Genomic DNA, 20,523 nt, shown 5'->3' on the forward strand with positions numbered 1-20,523 from the left:
AGTGGGAATATGATTCAAAATTCAAAATGCAAAAATCAAAATAAATTTTTAATCTTTCAATTTTGAATTTTGGATTCCCAACTCCCCCCTGGGGTTTTAGCCCCAGGTTATCCTTACTTATCTCTCTCTCCCATTTCCCTAAACGGCAGCCTTAGCCTTAGCTTCAGCCTTCTTAGCCTGAGCTTTTTCATTCCAAGGAGCGCCAATTAATCCCCAGGTTGGACTGTTGAGTGCTAAGTCCATGTCACGTGCGAAGATGGCAAAGCCGTCATAACCGTGATAAGGACCGGAGTAATCCTTTTTGTGGTTTAATTCTTTTAAATAGCCTAATGTTTGCAGTAAACAGTGTCTGTTCTAAACATTGTTCGCTGATAACACATTTCTTTTTAGGCTAAATATAGGCTAAAAACACAGCGATGCATAATCAGGGTCAAGACAAGTATCAACAAGCTTTTGCAGACTTAGAGCCTGTTTCATCTACCGATGGCAGTTTTCTTGGCTCAAGTCTGCAAGCACAGCAGCAAAAAGAACACATGAGAACGAAAGTACTACTAGAATTAGAGAAAGTTAATCTGCGTTTGAAGTCTGCAAAGGCAAAGGTGACTATTAGAGAATCGAATGGAAGTCTGCAATTACGGGCGACCTTACCAATTAAACCGGGAGACAAAGATAGCAATGGTACTGGCAGAAAACAATACAATATCAGTTTAAATATTCCCTCTAACTTAGATGGACTCAAAACGGCTGAGGAAGAAGCCTATGAATTAGGGAAGTTAATCGCTCGTAAAACTTTTGAATGGAATGATAAATATTTAGGTAATGAGGCAATTAAAAAAGAATTTAAGACTATAGGCGAATTACTCGAACAATTTGAAGAAGAGTATTTTAAGACTCATAAACGAACTACTAAAAGTGAACATACTTTTTTTTATTATTTTTCCCGAACTAAACGATTTACGAATCCTAAAGATTTAGCGATCGCTGCAAATCTGATAACTTCAATTGAGCAAATTGATAAGGAATGGGCTAAGTATAATGCAGCTAGAGCGATCGCAGCATTTTGTGTGACATTCAATATCGAAATTGATTTATCTAAATATTCCAAAATGCCGGAGAATAATTCCCGAAATATACCGACTGATGCAGAAATATCTGAGGGAATTATCAAGTTTGAAGATTATCAAAATAACAGAGGCAATCAAGTTAATCAAAATCTTCAAGATAGTTGGCAACTTTGGCGGTGGACTTATGGAATGTTAGCAGTTTTTGGTTTACGTCCACGGGAACTTTTTATTAATCCCGATATTGATTGGTGGTTGAATCAAGAGAATATAGACTTGACATGGAAAGTTCATAAGGATTCTAAGACTGGTGAGAGAGAAGCATTACCATTACATCGGCAATGGATTGACGACTTTGATTTGAGAAATCCGAAATATTTAGAGATGTTGAAGAGTGCGATCGCTAAAAAAGATAACACTAATCATGCTGAGATAACAGCGTTAACACAGCGAGTTAGTTGGTGGTTCCGCAAGATAGGTTTGGATTTTAAACCTTATGATTTACGTCATGCTTGGGCAATTCGGGCGCATATTTTGGGGATACCAATTAAAGCGGCGGCGGATAATTTGGGGCATAGTGTGCAGGTTCACACGCAAACTTATCAGCGTTGGTTTTCGCTAGATATGCGGAAGTTGGCGATTAATCAGGCTTTGAGTAAGAGGAATGAAGTTGAGTTGATTAGAGAGGAGAATACAAAGTTGAGGATGGAGAATGAAAGCTTGAAGTTGGAAATTGAAAAGTTAAGGATGGAAATGATTTATAAACAAAGTTAAACTTGCCCAAATTAATGCTGATATATCGTCATCTAGCAAAGGATTATACAAAAAACTTTCGTATAATAAATAGTTAGGTAAACTGTAAATTATTGGTTAAGACCACGAAAGCGCACAAGGCTCTAGCAAATCTAATTTGTGGTTGTTATACTACATGGAAGTATAAATTTGACTAACCCATGTTCGTATGAAACTTGAACGTAAAATTTATAGAGACGGCAACTTACACCCTGAGGCATTTAATTGTTTAAAACTACTTCCTGAAAGCGTTACCTATCACAAAGATCATACAGAGCGGCATCCCTTCTCAATCTACAATCTTTCAATACAGAGAGTAATGCTGGCTTTCAAAGCGGTTATAGATGAAGTAGATCAAGTTTATACAGCCTTGTTTGATGCTACTGGGCATCTAGATTATCGATTGAATAAGCTGCCTGATCTACAAAAGGAATTACTACACGCTCTACAATCTCATATTGATGATTGCTACCGTATTCTTAAAGTTCTTCATCCATCTATTAAAGTTCAGGAAAAATATGTAGAAAGTTGGTTAGAAAAGGTTAATCATCCCGCGTATAAAGAGCTTCGGAATGCAATCAACGACTACAGAGAGTCATTTGCCCCTATTGTTAATAAGATAAAACACAGTGGCGGCCAATTACGTTCCATAATGATGTACTCAAGAGGAGGTGGCGTCGTTGCACGAACTGTAGAGAAAAATATTCAATTCTTCCCTCCAAATGCTCGCATCGTCGGGTATTTCCTTGAAGGAATGCAACCTAATGGGCGCATAGGACCTGATTATGAAATTCATCCTGATGGTAAAACTGCTATTTCCTTGAATCGTGACCTACGTTATCATTTTGCAAACCTGTACCGGATTGGTCATCATTTGAGGAATGCCATTGCCAGAACTGTCCGTCACTTTCATCGAATAAAATTACCTCGTCCTATCGCTGTTACCTCTACAACTGGTCAATATGACATAGAGTCAATTGCAGAACGAGTTAGTAAGCTGCCACCTCTGTTCTTTCAGAACGAGTTCTCTAAGACAACTCCAGATATTAAATTTTACCGTGCTAACGGGAGTGCAACGTTGACTCTGGAGACTCCTGGATCTCCTTATATAACTTGGTACGGGGAAGTAATAATCTATTCTGAAATACAAATAGATGGTGTTTCCCTTGAATATCAAATTCCTTACAAATAGTGTGATCGCATCCCTTCTAACTCATACATTGTCACAAAGCACAACAGATTCAACCCAAACTCATTTACTCAAAAACAATGCCACGATAAATTTCCGCCATCGGCAATTCAATACTAACTGAATCTAAAGAAATAGATAGCTCTAAACCGCTAAAATCACTGAGCAACCAACCTTGAGCCTGTTTGCTATAGCGTTCAACAAAAGGTTCATTCTGTTCGATTAATAAATATTCGCTAAAACTCGCAATTGAGCGATACATCCGAAATTTACTGAGTCGGTCGTAATCTGCGGTGGAAGGAGATAGGACTTCAACAATCAGCACGGGATTTAATACTTCATCTAAACGATCGCCATTTAGTTGCGGTTCGCCGTCAAAAACCATTACATCTGGGTATACTCCGCGTCGATGTTCAGGAATCCACAGCCGTAAATCATTGTTAATTGGCTCGAATTGAGTATCGCGCATCACAGAAGTAAAATAAGTCAAAATGTTTCGACCGATGCGGCTATGTTTGAGCGTTCCTCCAGGCATGGGTACAACTTCTCCATCTCGATATTCGCTGCGTCCTTCGGCTTTTTCTTCAATCGCACGATATTCATCCAAGCTGTAGCGGCGCGAGATGGTAGAAATCATAGGTCGTAAGCGATCGCTAATGGTTGGGAATTAATAAATCTATTATAGAGATATAGAAAGTCTGTTTGCGATCGCTACTCGCAAACAGACTTAACTTTTTCTAGCTTTCTAATTTAAGCTTGCTCCCAAAGCTCACGGATACGGTCAGGAAGCCAGCCAGCAATTTCCTGAATCCGCTCTTGGGAAAGTTCGTCTTTGGTAGCAGAAAATACCGCTTTAACTGCCTGTTCTGCGTCAACTGTTCCTGGAATTCCTCCTTCATTAGCAACCCGCCGCAGAAATAGATTGGAATCAATTCCAATGGGAGCCGGGCCTCTTAAGGGTTTACGGACTCGACTTAAAAATCTCACAATTGGATTAGTGTCTTTCCAGAGTTCAGCCACTTCAAACTGGAGTGCTTTTTCATCTGTAGGCACAGCCTCTGTATGCAGTTCTGACTCGACGCGATCGCTTGCTTCTGTGGTCATTAAGTCGCGCATGACGCGAAACACAACTTCTGTAAAGTCTCTTGCATCATACAAATCTGCAAATCCGCTTTTAACCATAACCTTTTCAAGAAAGGAGTGATGTTCATCAGCGATCGCAGTTCGAGTATCTTCGATCTCTGTTGGGTCAACTTCTGGAATATTTGTTCTAAAACTTTGATCTGGCATTGTTTTTTTTTCTGGTTATTAATTTTGAGTCTTTATGCTTATATGTAAGGTCGCACAAATCAAAAACTCTTGGAATCTTCCAGAAGTTTGAGATGACATCTATTCAAAAGTTAGAAATTTTTCTAATCTGCATTTAGATACGTAGCATTGTTATATCTCTACAAGGGTTCTGGATAACGTATATTTAATCCCGATGCTTATTAAGTAGAGCAATACTCGTAGACATCGCCCATTGGTGTCAAAAAACGTCAGAATAAATGAGTTGGTATAAAAGCAGCCGAAACAAAGATGGTAGAAACAACAAACATCGAAATTAATACTGCAAAAGTCAAAGTACCCAACGATGGCTTAGAAATTGATGCTTACTTAGCTCAACCAGCACAAAACGGAACTTTTGGAGCGGTTATAGTTTTTCCAGAAATTTTTGGAATCAATAGTAATATTCGAGATATCACCGAACTAATCGCTAAACAAGGTTATGTAGCAATAGCCCCGGCGATGTATCAACGTACTGCTCCCGGTTTTGAAGCTGATTTTAGCGCTGAAGATGTTGGGTTTAGTCCAGAAAGCTATAGGCTGGGGTTGGAATACTATCAACAAGTAAAGTATCAAGATATCTTAAGTGATATTCAAGCTGCGATCGCCTACTTAAAAACTTTACCCAATGTCAAAAATGATGCAATCGGTGTTATTGGTTTCTGTTTTGGCGGTCATGTTGCTTACATCGCTGCAACTTTCCCTGATATCAAAGCAACAGCTTCGTTTTATGGTGGTGGAATTACTACTTCTAGTTATGACGAAGAGATTCCAACCATTAATCGCACCTCGGAAATGCAAGGTACTATTTATGCCTTTTTTGGTACAAGAGATACATTAATTTCCCAGCAAGAAAACGAGCAAATTGAGGCAGAGTTAAAGAAACATCAAATCAATCATCGTGTATTTCGATACGATGCCGGACACGGTTTTTTCGCCGGATTCTTCAAAGACAAGTACCCATTTATGGAACAACACCCAAGCTATAATCCTGAAGCTGCTCCTGATGCTTGGCAGCATGTTCTAGAACTGTTTCAAAATCATTTGTAAAACTGTCTATTGATCAAGTAAATATTAGGTAGATTATGTTACGGCTATACAAGGATTAAATAGTTTGAGAAAATCAGAATTAGCCGTAACACACTAAATATGTTGGTGCGTTAAGCATTGCTATAACGCACCCTCTAGTTTAAGGTTTACTACAAAACAAAATTATAAGACTGGAATAGTGTTGTCTTTAACTTTTTAAGTTTTTAAGCAGTAATTGACAACCACATAAAAACGGATTTGGACTTTCTATCCGCTCGTCTGCAAGCACTTCAATCGGAAGCTTGCTGTTGTAAATCAATTCGTCATAATCCATCAATGCATCCCACTTGATTTTGCCAGTCGGGAAGCCTAGTTGTGAAGCACCATCAGCTATTAACTCTTGCCATTTTTGAATCTCTGGATCTTGGGATTTGCAGTAATCGAGAATGGCAATAAATGCACCAGGTTTAGTAACTCGTAGGATTTCTTTAAGAGCAAGAACTGGATCTTCAACGACACAGAGGGTAAATCCCGACGCTGCTGCATCAAAGCTATTATCAGGAAAATCAAGGTTGCAGAGATCCGATAGCTTGAAAGTGATGTTTGCGGATACGCGCTTTTTACGTGCTTGATCCATCATCTTATCAGAAAAATCAATACCCACAACATTTACCCCTTCCGGGTAAGCTGAAAGATTAAGACCTGTTCCTACCGCAGCATCTAGTACAGTTTGTCCTGGCTGAAGCTGCAAAGAAGCAATTAGCGGTTCGCGCTCAATGTGCCAATAACGCTTCATAATTGCGTCATAATCTACCGCCCCGCGATCGTAGGTTTCAATCACCTGATTTATCTGCATAGGTTCCTTAAAAAATATAACTACTGGTTTTAATTTCTCAGCATACGTACAATATAATACTTAATTTGAATTGACTACCGTAATAATGGCTAGATAATTTGGTAATTCCAAATTAGTATTAAGTTAAACCACTCCATGAACCTTTAGCTGGAGAGGAACTTGAATAATAAACTCGGTTCCTTCTCCAGAAGTTGAGAAACACTCTAGTTTGCCGCCATGTTTTTCTGTGATGATTTGGTAGCTGATGGACATACCCATTCCGGTGCCTTTGCCAATGGGTTTGGTGGTGAAAAAAGGATCGAATATGCGTTGCTGAAATTCTTTAGAAATACCGACTCCATTATCAGCGATCGCTATTTCTAACCACATTGAATTAATTACAGATGTGCGAATCTTAATTTGACTAGGATTTTCCTCAATCTCTTGATAGGTACGCTTAATATTATTTTCTTCTAACGCATCAACCGCATTTACTAAAATATTCATAAATACCTGGTTGAGTTGTCCGGCATAGCACTCTACTAGAGGTATAGTGCCGTAGTCTTTAATCACCTCAATTTCAGGTTGTTCTGGTTTAGCTTTGAGGCGGTGCTGCAAAATCATTAAGGTACTGTCGATGCCTTCATGAATATCAACACTTTTGAATTCCGCTTCGTCGATGCGGGAGAAGTTTCGCAGCGACAGTACAATTTGGCGAATGCGATCGGTGCCTACTTTCATGGAAGACAACATTTTTGGTAAGTCTTCCTGCAAAAACTCTAGTTCGATGTCTTCGGCAACGGTTTGGATTTCAGCCGCAGGGTTGGGATCGTGCTGCTGATACAATTGCACAAACGCTAATAAATCCTGAGTATATTCCTGCACATAGACGAGGTTGCCATGAATAAAGTTGACTGGATTATTAATTTCGTGTGCGACTCCAGCAACTAGTTGTCCCAGACTAGACATTTTTTCACTTTGAATAACTTGAGATTGAGTGCGCTGCAATTCCTCTAAGGTATTTTTGAGTTCAGTAGTACGTTCTTCTACCCGATCTTCTAGTTTTTCTTTACTTTTCTCTAAAGCGGTAAACGATTCATATAATTGCCCTGCCATGTAGTTAAAAGAGTTAGACAGGGTATTAAGTTCTTGAATAACGCCAGTTTCTACTGTCTGAGCTAAATTGCCCGATGCCATTGCCTCACTTGCCAAATTTAGGCGCAGAATTGGGCGTACAATCCAATGGGAGGTAAATACGCCCATCACAGAGGCAACGACTAATGCACCAAAACAAAGTGCGATCGTGGTGCGCGTGTTGGCGTGAATTTCCGCCATAAATGTGTTTTCGGGCACACTCACTACCATTAGCCAATTCAAGCCGTACTTGTCACGCCAAGGTGCAACATCGACAAAATACCGTTTTCCTTGCACGTCAAGTTGAAAATCTGTGTCTTGGGTGATAGATCCAAACCCAGAGGTTTGGAGGTGTTTGCCAATGTTTTGTATGATTGGGTCAGAACTGTCGATCGCTCGTAATCGCCGGATATCTTGATTGACGAGGACAAAAGGCTTTTCTGTACCAGAACTGGCGATTAATGTGCCATCTCGCTCTAAAAGGAATACTTGCCCAGACTTACTAATATCTAAATTTCGTAAAAAATCGCTGAGTTTTAACAGATGAATATCGCAGGCAATCATGCCTAGTAAGCGATTTTGCGAGTCATAAATGGGACGACTGGCAGAAGCAGCTATGTAAGGGCCAGTAGGAAAATTTCCAGTTACAATCTTTGCCCAAATAGGTTTACCAGCAGCGATGGGTTGAGTGTACCAAGATTCCTTGAAATTGTTCCAATCCCACCGAGCATTAACCTGAGTTCGATTACCTTGATTATCCGTGGCGTATGTGGAAATATTATTGGTAAGCTTGGCAGTCCAATCATCAATGGTGATCGTCTTGCCGTCATAACGAGCGGCTCCAAGACCCTCACCTGTCGTTAGCCCGATACCAATATAAGTCAGGTCAGAGGCGTGCATCTGATCCCAGAAATACTTGCCAACGGTTTGGCGATGCCTAAGGCGGGCTTCGCCTACGCGCACATCTAATATTCCCCTGCGGATGGCATCTGCATTGATCTGATTAAGGGTTTGTGGAATGGCAAGATAAGACTTCAAATGTTCATCCACTACCTCGCTCGTGCGATCTATCAACTGTTCTGCTAGGTCGTTAACTGCTCTTTGTCCATTTTTAAAGGACAAATAACCCACTAAACTGACCGCTGCAAAAATTTGGATAAGGAAGGGAACAACAAGAACAATCTGTAATGGGAAAGCTTTACCTTTGCGGGGATAGGGAATCTTCATTGCTGGAAGCTAAAAGTTATGCTAATTTGATTTGCTTCTATAGTTCCCAATATGTCGACATACTCACCTTTATTTAGTTTTTTAGTCTAGTCAAAGGTAGCTATATGGTATGTTGTCACAAAGCGCAACCCACTATAATATCAAATATCCTAAAGTTCTCACAAAAGCTGAACTTTACCACCAGACCAATCTCACGGCTAAATATTTTGCTGGATCAGTGGATAGAGTAGTCAAGTTTAATTGGCGATCGCAGTTACAAGCATAGTGCCTACATATTGCTTGTTTTTTACAGGCTTTTTCATTTATTTAAACCATAATTATAAAAAACTTTTGCGATTAACCGGATTATATTGATTTATCCAGAAAAATAGCTCATATACGTAACTTTCTGGTTTCACTGAACTGTACTGAGGTATAAAATAAATTTTATGACAACCCAAGTTTTTCGCGGCATTACCTACACTGAACTAGACATTCAAGAGAGTAATCAAAGAGTTTTCGGTACTGCTAATCCAGACTGGTTTGTTGTAGAAGGCAACAACAATGTTGTGAATACACGAGATGGTAATGATGTTGTTTTACTAGCAAGAGAAATAGACTTAATCTATCTATCTACTACTTTCAATGGGGAGGTATTGCAAACTAGTCCTCTATCCTCTAATCCTGATGGGATTAGTGCGATCGTTGATACTGGAGCAGGAGATGATTATGTCAGTTTGGGATCTGGCAATTACAAAATTAATTTAGGCAGTGGAAATAACTTTTTAGACGATTACGGTGGAAACTATTTATACGATGCTGATGGTACTAATATTATTGGCTTAGGGACAATTCCAAAAGTGATTGCCTCAGCCGGAGCAGGTGACGATATTTTCTATTTAGGTGGATTTGCTAACCGAACCATTGATGCAGGAAAAGGTAACAACTTAATTTTTTTGGGAAGCGGAGATGCCAACATTAAAACAGGATCAGGAAATGACATTATAACCAGTGAACTTTCAATAGCAACTTATATTTTTTTCGCCACTGGTTTGCCATTGTATAACCAAACAATAAATGCTGGAGATGGTGACAATCAGATTGCTGTTGCTCCCTATGGCGAAACCACAGTTAAAACCGGCTGCGGCGAGGATTTTATTCTTGCTTATGGAATCCCTGGCTCAAGCGATACAAAGATTTTTACAGGTAATGGCAATGACACAGTTATTACAATTGATACGAACAGCACTATTAAGTCTGGCTCAGGTGACGATTTAATTTTTGCTGGTTCAGGTGATGACACTATCCTTGTGGGAAATGGAAATGATTTAGTAAATCTGCGAGGAGGAACAGTTTCTCTGCCTGACCCTTTAAGTAGGGATACAAACCTGTTTGGTTCATCTGTTGAGGTAATAGGTGGGGGAAATGATACAGTTTACTTGGGTCAAGGAAGAGATACAGTAATTCTGGGAAGCATTGGCTTTGCAACTATTTATGGCTTTGATTGCAACGATCGCTTAGATGTCACCGGGTTAAACGCTAGCTTTACCCAGATAGGACATGACACGCTGATTAATTCATCTGGTAGCTCTTTGGGAGTTCTCAAAGGATATACAGGTTCAGTACATTTAGCGTAATTGTGAATGCGATCGCTTAACTGCATAAACAAGACTTACGCACTAAAAACTTGAAACCTAAATCCCCCTCAGCCTTTAAAAAGAAGGAGTTGGGGGATTTTTTGTATGTAATATTATGTAACGTATCAATCCATGCGATCGCCTTGGTTTTTATGATCTGATCGATATAACTCTACAACCCCTGTACTTCATCCTCATTCAAATAGAAATCGCCATAACCTAAGTACAGCTATCGTAGACATTACTAAATTTGCTTTTTAAAATGTAGTTTCCTCAGTTCAATTTTTAAATTTTGAGTAATCTATGCAACAATTCAAAGTAACATCAGATAGTTTAAATATACGTTCAGCACCTATTGTTGACGATACCAATCGAATTGGGGTTCTTCCAAAATCACAAGTTGTATCTAAAATCGAAAATCTGGATGATAATAAGTGGTTAAAGGTTGCAACTATTCTCGAAGGAAAAATTTTAGAAGGTTTTGTCTCTCAAAAATTTCTTAGTCCAATCACAACCTTTTCTATTAGTACTCTTATTAAAATTGGTGATATTCCTATTCAGCAGGCAGATGGAGAATCTGCCATTTTTTATGAAGCAGGTATGAGCATTAATGCTGATGGTGCGCCTAATGCTTATCACCCAGCAGATACAGGAATTGATTTTTTGGCAAATGCTGGGAATCCAGGTAACTGGTGGGCAATAGTTGTCAATAAAGATGGTAATCCATTTATTCAAGGCAGTACAGATCCATATCCTGGATACTATATTTCTACAACTGCATTATCCGATTCTGGATTTGTTAAACAAGATCCACGCAGATATGTTGATTCAACCAAGATCCCATATATTGTTCTTCCGGGAAATAGTGATTTTAAAAAGCTTACGGGCATTAAATTAGGGGATTTCGCAGTTGTTTACAACACTAATAACGGAAAACTCGCTTTTGCAATTTATGCTGATATTGGGCCTAAGAACCAGATAGGGGAGGGTTCAATAGCTTTGTCTCAGGCTCTTGGAAACGATCCATTAGTGCGCTCAAGAGTCAGACAAGGAATTCCCAAGGGCCTTGTTTATGTTGTTTTTCCAGGTTCTGGGAATGAACAGCCAAGAATAATTTCAGAAATAGAAGCTGAAACTAAACGGCTTTTTGAAATATGGGGTGGAATAGAACGGATAAAGTCTCTATAAAAGTGTAGCTGATGAAAAATCTGAGAGAATCTGCTTGCGGTAGAGATGTAGCACTACTACGTCTCTTTTTTAAAGAGCGATGTCTACGACAAAGTGCTTCTCTACATTCGCGCATTGTGTCGCAGACAAATGCTACCTAGCTTGTTTCTCCCTAGAAGTATGTATCTACGCAATTATTTAGACTAGACCAAATTTTGAGTAACAGTACACATGCTAACTTGTTGCTGCTGTCTTTCCATTCTTGCTCTCCACACTGGCAACAAATAACGGCTGTTCCCCGCTAGGAGTTAGCGACTCGCCTCGCAATCCCTTACGACGCTGGCTTTTAGGGACTCCTCCCGCCATACCGTATTCCACACTGCTTTTGCCATATCGAGTCCCAACTGCCATTAACATGTGTTCTGTCATATCTCCCAACTTGTCTTCTGTCTCCAGCATTTCACGGTACAATTTATCCAAGCTGGAAAGGGCACTGTTATATGCATTCTCTTTAGTTCGCATCATTTCGATCAGAGTTGAGAAAGCAGGTAAAGTGAGTCCATTGCCTAAATCTAAACTTGGATCAATTGAGTTTATGCTAGCTGCACGACGCACTGCTCTTTCTAACACTGCGGAAGTTCTTTTTCTCCTAGCCATGACCTACACCTTGTAATACAGTACGGTTGATATTCTTTACCTTAAAGAACTTCCGTATTGATCAGCCTGAGAGAATTCCGGCAAATCTGCAATAGCTTTTGTTACATAGCGATAATTACAGCAGATTGCGCGAACTACTTAAATGAGAAAGCAAACTGGGGTTTGAATAAGTAAAAGCTGCTTTTGCTTGCGGAAAACACCAAAATGAGAAAGCAAACTGGGGTTTGAATAAGTAAAAGCTGCTTTTGCTTGCGGAAAACACCGAAATGAGAAAGCAAACTGGGGTTTGAGAAAGTAAAAGCTGCTTTTGCTAACTAAATTTGACTTTATTTATATTTTTAAGCTGCAATGGCTAGTTGCGATCGTTGTGATGGTAGTGCGATCGCAAAACATACTCCCAAAAGAGAGCAATCCAAACAACTGCAAGAAATTGCAAAAACATGACTAAAGCTCGGTTTTAGGTGAACCGAGCAATATAATTTGGCGCATCTTTATACAGAATTGGTATAAGATGCAATGCTTTCCTAACAATGAGAGCAAAAAAACTTTTAAAACATCATCTTCAACAAGCGCAATTACTTTGTAACAAGGCAAATGAATTTTACTTGCGAGTTAAATTAAGCAGTTCTTTGGGAGAAGCAAGTAAATCAATAGCCACGAAATAAATTTGACCTTGAGGATCAAGTAAAAATCGCCAAGCAATGTTCATCCCAACATTACCTCCAAACCAAGGAGTTTCGACTGTACCAGTAACTTTATGCTGTGTGTAACCATCTTCGATAGTTTCCGAAACACCTTTGGTTGGCTTCATCACTAACCCTTGTCCCTCATCTCTTAGGTAGGCAGTGATAGCTTCTCGGCCAACAATTGGTTTTTGGAAGGGTGGTTGCAGCGCACCGTTGTTAGCAAATAAAGCAACAGCAGCTTCAAAGTTATCTGCATTCATAGCTTCAATGTATTTCAGCACTGTTGGTTCTGTAACTCCCTCAATAGTAAATTGGGGACTTAGGGATGTACGTGGGAACTTAAAGTTTATTTGTGCTTGCTTTTTATCAGCCAGAGATGGATCAAACCCCATATTTACTACAGTATTGCGTAGTACAGTAATTTGCTGACTCTGATCGATTTTCTGAACAGCTTCTAGCACTGCTTTAACTTGAGGTGACATTTGATAGCCAACTGGCATCGGAGCGACAATACCTTGTTTCATCCACTCTCCTAACTGCCACCAGAATCCCAGCTTGGCGTTGACACCAAAATATGCATAAGAACGGCTAATAGGAGTGTCAGCATTACTCGCTAAATCTCTCATTAATTGCGTTTGTTCTTCATGAGACATCTGCTTAATTTCGTTGAATATACCCTCCATTAATTGGAGATTTGCTTTTCCAGGAGCAGCTGGAGTAATTGTACGACCTAGTTCAGCGTAGGCATACCAGAGAAATGCCAATTGATCATCAATGTTGAGTTCAGCAAACATTGCTGTAGTGGCTGGAACAGCATCTGCTACTTGAGTGCTAGAGAAAATATTGCGTGCAGACTCGATAGTATAATTCATGCTTGTTACCTTAAATATTTACCTGTTGAATAGTTACTTTCGGCTACATTTTGTAGCTTAGAAGATAAATCTAGGGCTTTTTTTTGAATGACATAATTATCCCTAGATATTCAAATCCGAATTATTATTCGCTACTTTCGCATCATAGCTGGTAAACGTTAACAAAAGACTAAGATTTATCTAATGAATATCATTGTATTAAATGTATATACTATTATTTTTTAAATTTATAGGTTTCTAATTTTTTTTGAGGAAAGTATCTCCCTCTAAAGTAAGATATTATTGATTTAGGATTGCTATAGCACCTATAGCAATCCTAAATCATTGGCAAAAATCCCTCTTTATTTTCTCTGCGTTCTCTACGCCACTGTGATAGCCAAGCGCAACCCAAAAAAGCTCCGGAAATAAATGTTGGGTTTCGTTCCTCAAATGCCACTTGCTTCTCCCTTGGCGCTAGCCTCTCACGAATGGGAGAAGGGGAGACACGCAAGAAACACATATTTGATATTTGAAAAAATTAAGTACAGATCAAAGAGGTTTCTTGACTATTGCCTTCTACACAAATAATTATGGCTACGTCACGCTGCGCGAACAAAAATCAAAACGGATTGCTATATCCGAAACGTATTAAATAATTGATTATACCTAAAATAATTAAATGAACCGGGTAGAACAGATAAAACCATCTAGCTCGTGAGCCTTGTTTACCATTGAATTGAAAAACAATGAATCCTGCAAGAATTGCCCAATGCTGAAATATATTACGGATAAATAAAGTTCCTAAAATAAACTCAAAGATGCACCAGCAGAGCAACCATACGCTAGGCTTCAGTTTGTCTGTTAAAGACATCAAGAAAATTACTCCAATCCCATAAGCTCCATATTCAACCCCCAAACTCTCGGCAAATACTGCACTCAATCCAGTAATTATTAATTGCTGCCATAATTGCGAATAATGCCTTATTAAGCGCAACATCACAAGTCCAATAACAAGCGTGTAGAGAATATTAAGTGATAAACTCCGAAAAACAAAACTATAAATAGGCTGAGAGATAATTGCTGTAATTAATAGTCTGCTACCATAGCGGTATACATTTTGGGTGTGTTTTTCGCCTTTAGCCAAAAGCCATGCAAAGAGGGGAAAACTCAATCGTCCAATAAAGTGCAAAATTCTAAACTCAGGCATTAGTAAATAGCACACATGATCCATAACCATGAACACTGCGGCTAAGATTTTAATGCTAAAAGCTGAAACTTTAATCACAACGTTATAGTTACCTTGGATTCCTTGATATAAAATCCCTAAAATCTTATTAATTTAATATAAGAGTTCTTCAAAATCCTAGCAATTTGATAACATTAACAAAAAGGGCAATGTCTACAATGGGCTATTCCACATCGCCCTCTTGAGCAGGAAATGCAGAAACCCTATGGCAAAGCGTAAAAAAAGCAATCTCCAGTGGATAAAAGAAACGCTTGAACTAAAACCTGACCATCGTTGGGAATCTCCATCAGGTTACAAAATATTTGTAGCAGATCGAGGCGCTGTTCGCTTCAATGTTCCCCAGGATTGGATTCTTGAGCCACAAGACAAATCTTTCAAATTCCTCGATAAAAAACCGCCTAACGATGATTGCTGTCTAGAAGTATCTTTCAATCGTCTGCCACCCAACGACTGGAGCCAGTTTCCACTAAAATCTACATTGAAAAAGGTGATGGAAGACGACAGTCGTAACATCATTGCTAGGGGAGAAATTGTTACCATCAAACGCCAAACAGCTAGAATTGTCTGGACAGAGATGAAGTTCATTGATGTTCAAGAAGAACCACGGGAAGCTTTTTCGCGGACTTGCATTGGTTTGGGGTCGAATGTTCAATGCTTAATTACATTTGATTATTGGGCAGATCAAGCAGAACAATTAATACCCGTTTGGGATGAAGCGATGCGTAGTCTCACACTAGGGTTGTATATCCGTGACCCCATGACTGGTTTAGCTTTCCCAGACTGAGTTACAGCAATAAATCGTGAGCATCTATTAAATTGAGGCGTGTAGCTCAAAGTCTACGATGAGCTACTTATTTTTTGCGGAGTTGGGGCAAATTAATAATACTCCTGCTTTCAACAATATAAGGAATGAGTCTAAATCCACTAACACATCTAATTTCAGAACGAGGTTTTGACCGATTTCAATCAGGATTAAGATCGCGTTTCGCTGCTTATCGCCTGAAATATACACTCACTTACTGTAAATCTAGTGAGAATCCAGCTATGTGTCTTGACTTTGAGAGTTTATTACATCTTGGTAGAGTAACGGTTTGGGAGTCAGGAGCTTGTGAGATGGATATTCTTGAAATATCGACTGGTAACAATGTTTTTTATGAAAGTCACCAGTTCAACAACGAAAAGCAATTTCATCAAACCTATCTAAGACTGGTGATTTTTATGCGCGATATGTTGCGACTTGAGTCAGACAATATTTAAGCCTACACCTACAATTTCCAATATGCTAAATTTGGAGCGGAATAGTAAAAAAGTTACAAAGCTATGGTTTAGGTTCCATAAGCCTAACTGGTGCGCCAAGCTTTTGCATAAGCGTATACCGCCGAGTCCTTTAAACTATACCATTGTTTGATTAGCTCAGTTGGTAGAGCGATCGACTCATAATCGAAGGGTCACAGGTTCGACTCCTGTATCAAACTCCAGGAAGTTAGCTCACTGGTAGAGCAATCGACTCATAATCGATGTGTTGTAGGTTCGATTCCTATACTTTCACCCAACCCTGTCCGGGTTAAAAGACAATACCCTTCCAAGGTAGCCAATATGGTACGAATCTCAACAGATTCGAGACCCCTCATTTTCTCAACTCTGCGGTGCAAGTGTTCTGCTATCGGTCATTATTCGTAAGAATGATGTTCGGTAGCCACAGTCAAGGAGCAAGCGCAACTGCATTTCTCCCTAACTTGAGTATGTCCCTTCATTTTCCACATCTAGTTTTTCTTTGAGATTCTAGATTGGCAACCGAACGGCATATTTGAGCGCAGTTCTCTTTTTGTCGATTGCCTTGAGCAGTCGAAGAAAAGCAACAGCAATCTTAATCCAGCTTTGGAGAAGCTTTTGCCCACACCTGAACTGTAAATACTTGCACTGGCAGAGTAAATAAATATTTTGTAGTATGTACAGCAAAAATCTAACCACTACCCCATTAGCGGCTGAGAGTAATCTAGAAAAGTTGCAAACTGATGATAATTTAGCACTTTTGCGATGGCTACGCCCGCCGCAGGCATCGCATGGTTTAGCTGAATATAATACTGCTGAAGAAATAGCCTTTGCAATGGGGATAAGCCTGGAAAAACTGCACTTTTTAACAACTAGTACATCCATAACTAGACATTACCTCCCTTTCAAAATTTCAAAAAAGACAGGTGGAGAAAGAATTATTTCTGCACCAAAGCCGGAACTTAAAGCTGCTCAAAGGTGGATTCTAGAGAATATTTTAGAGAAATTAGAAGTTCATAATGCAGCGCACGGCTTTTGCAAAAATCGTTCGATAGTCACCAATGCTAAACCCCATGTTGGTGCAAATGTAATAGTCAATATTGATTTACAGAATTTTTTTCAGTCAATTTCTTACAAACGTGTCAAAGAATTATTTTGTGGGTTTGGTTATTCAGAACCTACGGCGACAATTTTTGGGTTGATTTGTACGACTGCTGAAATAGCAATAAACGGACAAATTGATTATACAGCTTCAGAAAACCGCCATTTACCTCAAGGTTCGCCTGCAAGTCCTGCTATTTCTAATCTAGTTTGCCGTAATTTCGATAGTCGTCTTACTGCGATCGCTGAAAATCTTGGGTTTTGCTATACACGGTATGCTGACGATTTAACCTTTTCTGCTTCTGAAGATGTATCATCAAAAATATCTAATTTGATTAAAAACACTAAAGTTATTATTACTACTGAAGGTTTTACTGTTAATGATAATAAAACCAAGATTTCCGGTAAATCAGTGCAGCAAGAAGTAACAGGTGTTATTGTAAATACACAATTAAATATATCTAAAAAGACATTAAAAGCCTTTCGTGCAACTCTATATCAAATTGAACAAGAAGGTTTATCAGGAAAAACTTGGGGTAAATCAACTAATTTAATTGCCGCAATTACCGGGTTTGCAAATTATGTCGCAATGATTAACCCGAACAAAGGTGCAGAATTTAAATCAAGCGTGGAACGCATCAAGCAGAAATATGATGACACTCAAACTGATGAAATACGTTTTTAAAGCTGCTTATTTAGCTAGAAAAGACTTATTTAGGTGTACCTCAGCCAAAAATAGCCAGTGCAAATGAAATTCGCCTTTTTAACTTTTTTCCTGTGCTAGATTTGAACCGAGATAGTAACAAAGTCACAAAGCTGTAGTTTGGGTTCTGTATACCCGACTGGTACGCTAACCTCTGGTAATAGCGTATACCGCTCAGTACTTTCAACTATTTCACCATGAAAGTTAGCTCATTTGGTAGAGCGATCGGTGTATCGCCGATTAGTCGTAGGTTCGATTCCTATACTTTCACCCAAAAACCCTCGCCTTGGGTACGGGCACCTTGTTAGGGACAAGGCCGCAGAATTATTGGGTATTGAAAAAGACCCAATCAAAAAAACTTCTTGTTTTTCCTACTCTGTTATGCAGGTATTTATAACAGTAAAAGAGCTAGTGCAACTGTATCTCTCCCTAACTTGAGTATGTTCTATCCTTTTCCTACATCTGGTTTTCCTTTGGGAATTCTGGATTGGCAAAGTGAACGGCATATTTGAGCGCGGTTATCTTTTTTAGATTGCCATTGAGCAATTTGAGAAAAGTAACAGCAATCTTAATCCAGCTTTGGAGAAGCTTTTGTCCGCACCGGAACTGTAAAAACCTGCACTGGCAGAGTAAATAAATTTTTTGTAGTATATAGTAGTACAAACTATCAAAACTAATCTTTTAGCTTCTGTTTAAAGGGATGTAAAGCCTAAAGAACCTCAAAATGAATTTTGTCTACTCCAGTACTTAAGCTGTGATACACCAGTGGTATTTGGATTCAAGCAAGGTTATAAATGTGTTGTTCTAATCTTTTTAGCTAGTTGTAATTGCCTAACTTACTTAACCTATCAGACAAATTATTTATGCAAATCACTATGTGGCAAACGTTTTATATCAAACCTAACGAAATGGGCATCTTATATCACCGCAGTGACTTTAAGAAAATTTTGCAGCCCGGTACACACACATATTTTGGTCGCCATTGGCAAGTAAAAATTTATGACCTGAATCAGCCATTAGCTCAAATTGAAAACCTAGAACTGTTATTGCGAAATCATGAAGCCGAACTACAAGAACATTTATTGATTATCAGAACCGCATTCAATCAAGTTGCGTTAGTCCGCTATGGTCAGAATTGGGTAAGCGTTGCACCAAATAAATTGATTGCTTTTTGGCGTGGTTTTATTGAGGTAGAGTCTCATCTATTCAACTTAGAGGAAAGCTGGGAATTACCTAGTTCCTTTGTACAGCAATTGCGCTCAGTTGCATTGAATGGACTCAAAAAGTTCCAAATCTCAGAGTCTGAGATTGGTTTACTATATCTGCAAAACAATTTTGTGCGACCTCTAGAAGCAGGAGAGTATGCTTTTTGGTCGGTAGATAGAGATGTTACAGTCCGAATTCTCAGCCGGATTATCCCTAACCCAGACTTTCCCCTAGAAGACGTACTCATTGAAAAACATCCCGACTTTATTGCTGCCTACTGTCAAACCGTGCAATTACAGACTTCACAAGTTGCAATTGTGCGCTATCGAGGGAAAATGATTTCTATTTTGCCACCCACCAGCCGCAAGTTATTTTGGCAAGGTGTTGCAGTGGAAATTCTCGATATCAGCGCAGATGCTCAGTTACAGCCTAACTTAGTGGCTGAGTTGGTTGAGGGTTCAACAGAAGTGAAATTGCTCAGTCGCAACTGTTTGCATATTTGCCAAGTGCCAGCACAACACGTTGGACTAGTATACATTAATCAAGAATTTCAAGGACTGCGATCGCCAGGGGTACATGCTTGGTGGTTATTTGGCCGCTCTTTTCAAACTGAAACCATTGACCTACGACTGCAAAATATGGAAGTATCCGGTCAAGACATCCTCTCTAAAGATAAAGTACCTCTGCGGTTGAATTTGACCGCAGGCTTCCGCATCCAAGACCCATTGAGAGCAAAAAACGGCTTATCAGATATTTCCGGCTTCTTGTACAAAGAATTACAGTTTGCTTTGCGTGGTGCAGTCGGTGAACGCAACTTAGATGCTTTATTAGAAGATAAAGGTGCAATTGATAGAAGCATCTCTGAATACATTCGCCAGAAAGCCGCAGATTATGGAATTGAAGTTGATTCTGTAGGTGTTAAAGATATTATTTTACCTGGTGAGATTAAGACTATCTTGAGCAAAGTAGTCGAGGCAGAAAAAGCCGCTCAAGCAAACGTAGTCAGACGTAGAGAAGAAACGGCTGCTACTCGCAGTATGCTAAACACCGCCAAAGTGATGGAAGATAACCCCGTTGCATTACGTTTAAAAGAACTCGAAGTATTAGAGCGGATTGCAGAAAAGATTGATCGAATTCAAGTTAACGGCAGCTTGGATAGTATTTTAACGGACTTGATTCGGATGAATCCGCAATAATTTAGTTATTAAAGATTGAGAGTTGGGTTAGCTCGCGTATTGATAAATTTAATTGTGAAAAATGTTTGCGATCGCGCCTAACCCAATCTGTATAATAAAGTAAGTTAGCAAAAGGTTGATGTACTTATATGTTTTACTGCCATTGACTTTAGTCATTAGCTTGTTGGTTTTACATCTTTGATGTCAGAATACTTTCAAATGTGTATATTTACGCTTAGTCAGTATTAAA

18 protein-coding genes and 3 tRNA genes are annotated in these 20,523 nt (G+C 39.2%); 13 read left to right on the forward strand and 8 right to left on the reverse strand.

Annotation, left to right across the window (positions count from 1 at the left end; genetic code table 11):
• Positions 1–138 precede the first annotated feature (138 nt).
• Entirely contained in the window at positions 139–243 is a 105-nt protein-coding gene (locus G1O98_RS39200; RefSeq protein ID WP_083782302.1) for a nitrogenase molybdenum-iron protein subunit alpha, read from the reverse strand.
• 173 nt (positions 244–416) lie between these two features.
• On the opposite strand from G1O98_RS39200, the gene G1O98_RS02090 reads away from it, so the two are divergent.
• Together G1O98_RS02090 and G1O98_RS02095 are read left to right on the forward strand one after the other, a co-directional pair.
• Positions 417–1,835 (forward strand): site-specific integrase, encoded by a 1,419-nt coding sequence (locus G1O98_RS02090; protein WP_175586475.1) that lies wholly within the window; start codon positions 417–419, stop codon positions 1,833–1,835.
• Between the two features lie 187 nt (positions 1,836–2,022).
• Positions 2,023–3,045, forward strand: coding sequence for a hypothetical protein (locus G1O98_RS02095; RefSeq protein ID WP_163926948.1), 1,023 nt, complete (start codon positions 2,023–2,025; stop codon positions 3,043–3,045).
• 64 nt (positions 3,046–3,109) lie between these two features.
• Here G1O98_RS02095 and G1O98_RS02100 read toward each other — a convergent pair whose 3' ends face one another.
• Entirely contained in the window at positions 3,110–3,679 is a 570-nt protein-coding gene (locus G1O98_RS02100; RefSeq protein WP_163926949.1) for a Uma2 family endonuclease, read from the reverse strand.
• Between the two features lie 113 nt (positions 3,680–3,792).
• A complete protein-coding gene (locus G1O98_RS02105; RefSeq protein WP_163926950.1) occupies positions 3,793–4,332 on the reverse strand; it encodes a DUF2267 domain-containing protein in 540 nt (179 codons plus the stop codon).
• 288 nt (positions 4,333–4,620) lie between these two features.
• On the opposite strand from G1O98_RS02105, the gene G1O98_RS02110 reads away from it, so the two are divergent.
• Positions 4,621–5,418, forward strand: a complete 798-nt coding sequence (locus G1O98_RS02110; RefSeq protein WP_163926951.1) for a dienelactone hydrolase family protein — start codon at positions 4,621–4,623, stop codon at positions 5,416–5,418.
• A 187-nt stretch (positions 5,419–5,605) separates the two neighbouring features.
• Here G1O98_RS02110 and G1O98_RS02115 read toward each other — a convergent pair whose 3' ends face one another.
• Together G1O98_RS02115 and G1O98_RS02120 are read right to left on the reverse strand one after the other, a co-directional pair.
• On the reverse strand, positions 5,606–6,253 hold the full coding sequence (locus G1O98_RS02115) for a methyltransferase domain-containing protein (protein ID WP_163926952.1): 648 nt from the start codon (positions 6,251–6,253) through the stop codon (positions 5,606–5,608).
• 123 nt (positions 6,254–6,376) lie between these two features.
• Positions 6,377–8,593, reverse strand: coding sequence for an ATP-binding protein (locus tag G1O98_RS02120; RefSeq protein ID WP_163926953.1), 2,217 nt, complete (start codon positions 8,591–8,593; stop codon positions 6,377–6,379).
• Positions 8,594–8,702: 109 nt separating this feature from the next.
• On the opposite strand from G1O98_RS02120, the gene G1O98_RS02125 reads away from it, so the two are divergent.
• The 3 genes from G1O98_RS02125 (at position 8,703) to G1O98_RS02135 (ending at position 11,397) form a co-directional block, all read left to right on the forward strand.
• On the forward strand, positions 8,703–8,858 hold the full coding sequence (locus tag G1O98_RS02125) for a hypothetical protein (protein WP_163926954.1): 156 nt from the start codon (positions 8,703–8,705) through the stop codon (positions 8,856–8,858).
• Between the two features lie 163 nt (positions 8,859–9,021).
• Positions 9,022–10,209 carry a hypothetical protein gene (locus tag G1O98_RS02130; protein WP_163926955.1) on the forward strand — a complete coding sequence of 396 codons (1,188 nt, stop codon included), beginning with the start codon at positions 9,022–9,024 and terminating at the stop codon, positions 10,207–10,209.
• A gap of 303 nt (positions 10,210–10,512) precedes the next feature.
• On the forward strand, positions 10,513–11,397 hold the full coding sequence (locus G1O98_RS02135) for a glycoside hydrolase family 75 protein (protein ID WP_163926956.1): 885 nt from the start codon (positions 10,513–10,515) through the stop codon (positions 11,395–11,397).
• Positions 11,398–11,610: 213 nt separating this feature from the next.
• On the opposite strand, the gene G1O98_RS02140 is transcribed toward G1O98_RS02135, so the two are convergent.
• The 3 genes from G1O98_RS02140 to G1O98_RS02150 form a co-directional block, all read right to left on the reverse strand.
• Entirely contained in the window at positions 11,611–12,033 is a 423-nt protein-coding gene (locus G1O98_RS02140) for a hypothetical protein (RefSeq protein ID WP_163926957.1), read from the reverse strand.
• 601 nt (positions 12,034–12,634) lie between these two features.
• Positions 12,635–13,591 (reverse strand): orange carotenoid protein N-terminal domain-containing protein, encoded by a 957-nt coding sequence (locus G1O98_RS02145; RefSeq protein WP_163926958.1) that lies wholly within the window; start codon positions 13,589–13,591, stop codon positions 12,635–12,637.
• Between the two features lie 598 nt (positions 13,592–14,189).
• A complete protein-coding gene (locus G1O98_RS02150; RefSeq protein ID WP_163926959.1) occupies positions 14,190–14,855 on the reverse strand; it encodes a TraX family protein in 666 nt (221 codons plus the stop codon).
• 166 nt (positions 14,856–15,021) lie between these two features.
• Between G1O98_RS02150 and G1O98_RS02155 the strand changes: the two genes are divergently transcribed.
• The 7 genes from G1O98_RS02155 to G1O98_RS02185 all read left to right on the forward strand — a co-directional run bounded on the left by G1O98_RS02155 (position 15,022) and on the right by G1O98_RS02185 (position 20,294).
• Entirely contained in the window at positions 15,022–15,600 is a 579-nt protein-coding gene (locus G1O98_RS02155) for a hypothetical protein (RefSeq protein WP_163926960.1), read from the forward strand.
• 125 nt (positions 15,601–15,725) lie between these two features.
• A complete protein-coding gene (locus tag G1O98_RS02160; protein WP_163926961.1) occupies positions 15,726–16,073 on the forward strand; it encodes a hypothetical protein in 348 nt (115 codons plus the stop codon).
• Positions 16,074–16,218: 145 nt separating this feature from the next.
• Positions 16,219–16,294, forward strand: a tRNA-Met gene (locus G1O98_RS02165).
• Positions 16,294–16,368 (forward strand) — tRNA-Met (locus G1O98_RS02170). The genes G1O98_RS02165 and G1O98_RS02170 overlap by 1 nt, the downstream gene beginning before the upstream one ends.
• A gap of 453 nt (positions 16,369–16,821) precedes the next feature.
• Positions 16,822–17,874 (forward strand): reverse transcriptase family protein, encoded by a 1,053-nt coding sequence (locus G1O98_RS02175; protein WP_243458318.1) that lies wholly within the window; start codon positions 16,822–16,824, stop codon positions 17,872–17,874.
• Positions 17,875–18,090: 216 nt separating this feature from the next.
• A tRNA-Ile gene (locus tag G1O98_RS02180) sits at positions 18,091–18,166 on the forward strand.
• 601 nt (positions 18,167–18,767) lie between these two features.
• Complete coding sequence (locus G1O98_RS02185; protein ID WP_175586483.1) at positions 18,768–20,294, forward strand: slipin family protein; 1,527 nt, start codon at positions 18,768–18,770, stop codon at positions 20,292–20,294.
• The last annotated feature ends 229 nt before the right edge of the window (positions 20,295–20,523 follow it).

The organism is Nostoc sp. UIC 10630, assembly GCF_010747425.1.
Classification (GTDB): Bacteria; Cyanobacteriota; Cyanobacteriia; order Cyanobacteriales; family Nostocaceae; genus Nostoc.

Coding starts and splice junctions, on each gene's coding strand:
- G1O98_RS39200 (WP_083782302.1), bottom strand. CDS start 243: ATGGACTTAGCACTCAACAGTCCAACCTGGGGATTAATTGGCGCTCCT.
- G1O98_RS02090 (WP_175586475.1), top strand. CDS start 417: ATGCATAATCAGGGTCAAGACAAGTATCAACAAGCTTTTGCAGACTTA.
- G1O98_RS02095 (WP_163926948.1), top strand. CDS start 2,023: ATGAAACTTGAACGTAAAATTTATAGAGACGGCAACTTACACCCTGAG.
- G1O98_RS02100 (WP_163926949.1), bottom strand. CDS start 3,679: ATGATTTCTACCATCTCGCGCCGCTACAGCTTGGATGAATATCGTGCG.
- G1O98_RS02105 (WP_163926950.1), bottom strand. CDS start 4,332: ATGCCAGATCAAAGTTTTAGAACAAATATTCCAGAAGTTGACCCAACA.
- G1O98_RS02110 (WP_163926951.1), top strand. CDS start 4,621: ATGGTAGAAACAACAAACATCGAAATTAATACTGCAAAAGTCAAAGTA.
- G1O98_RS02115 (WP_163926952.1), bottom strand. CDS start 6,253: ATGCAGATAAATCAGGTGATTGAAACCTACGATCGCGGGGCGGTAGAT.
- G1O98_RS02120 (WP_163926953.1), bottom strand. CDS start 8,593: ATGAAGATTCCCTATCCCCGCAAAGGTAAAGCTTTCCCATTACAGATT.
- G1O98_RS02125 (WP_163926954.1), top strand. CDS start 8,703: ATGTTGTCACAAAGCGCAACCCACTATAATATCAAATATCCTAAAGTT.
- G1O98_RS02130 (WP_163926955.1), top strand. CDS start 9,022: ATGACAACCCAAGTTTTTCGCGGCATTACCTACACTGAACTAGACATT.
- G1O98_RS02135 (WP_163926956.1), top strand. CDS start 10,513: ATGCAACAATTCAAAGTAACATCAGATAGTTTAAATATACGTTCAGCA.
- G1O98_RS02140 (WP_163926957.1), bottom strand. CDS start 12,033: ATGGCTAGGAGAAAAAGAACTTCCGCAGTGTTAGAAAGAGCAGTGCGT.
- G1O98_RS02145 (WP_163926958.1), bottom strand. CDS start 13,591: ATGAATTATACTATCGAGTCTGCACGCAATATTTTCTCTAGCACTCAA.
- G1O98_RS02155 (WP_163926960.1), top strand. CDS start 15,022: ATGGCAAAGCGTAAAAAAAGCAATCTCCAGTGGATAAAAGAAACGCTT.
- G1O98_RS02160 (WP_163926961.1), top strand. CDS start 15,726: ATGAGTCTAAATCCACTAACACATCTAATTTCAGAACGAGGTTTTGAC.
- G1O98_RS02185 (WP_175586483.1), top strand. CDS start 18,768: ATGTGGCAAACGTTTTATATCAAACCTAACGAAATGGGCATCTTATAT.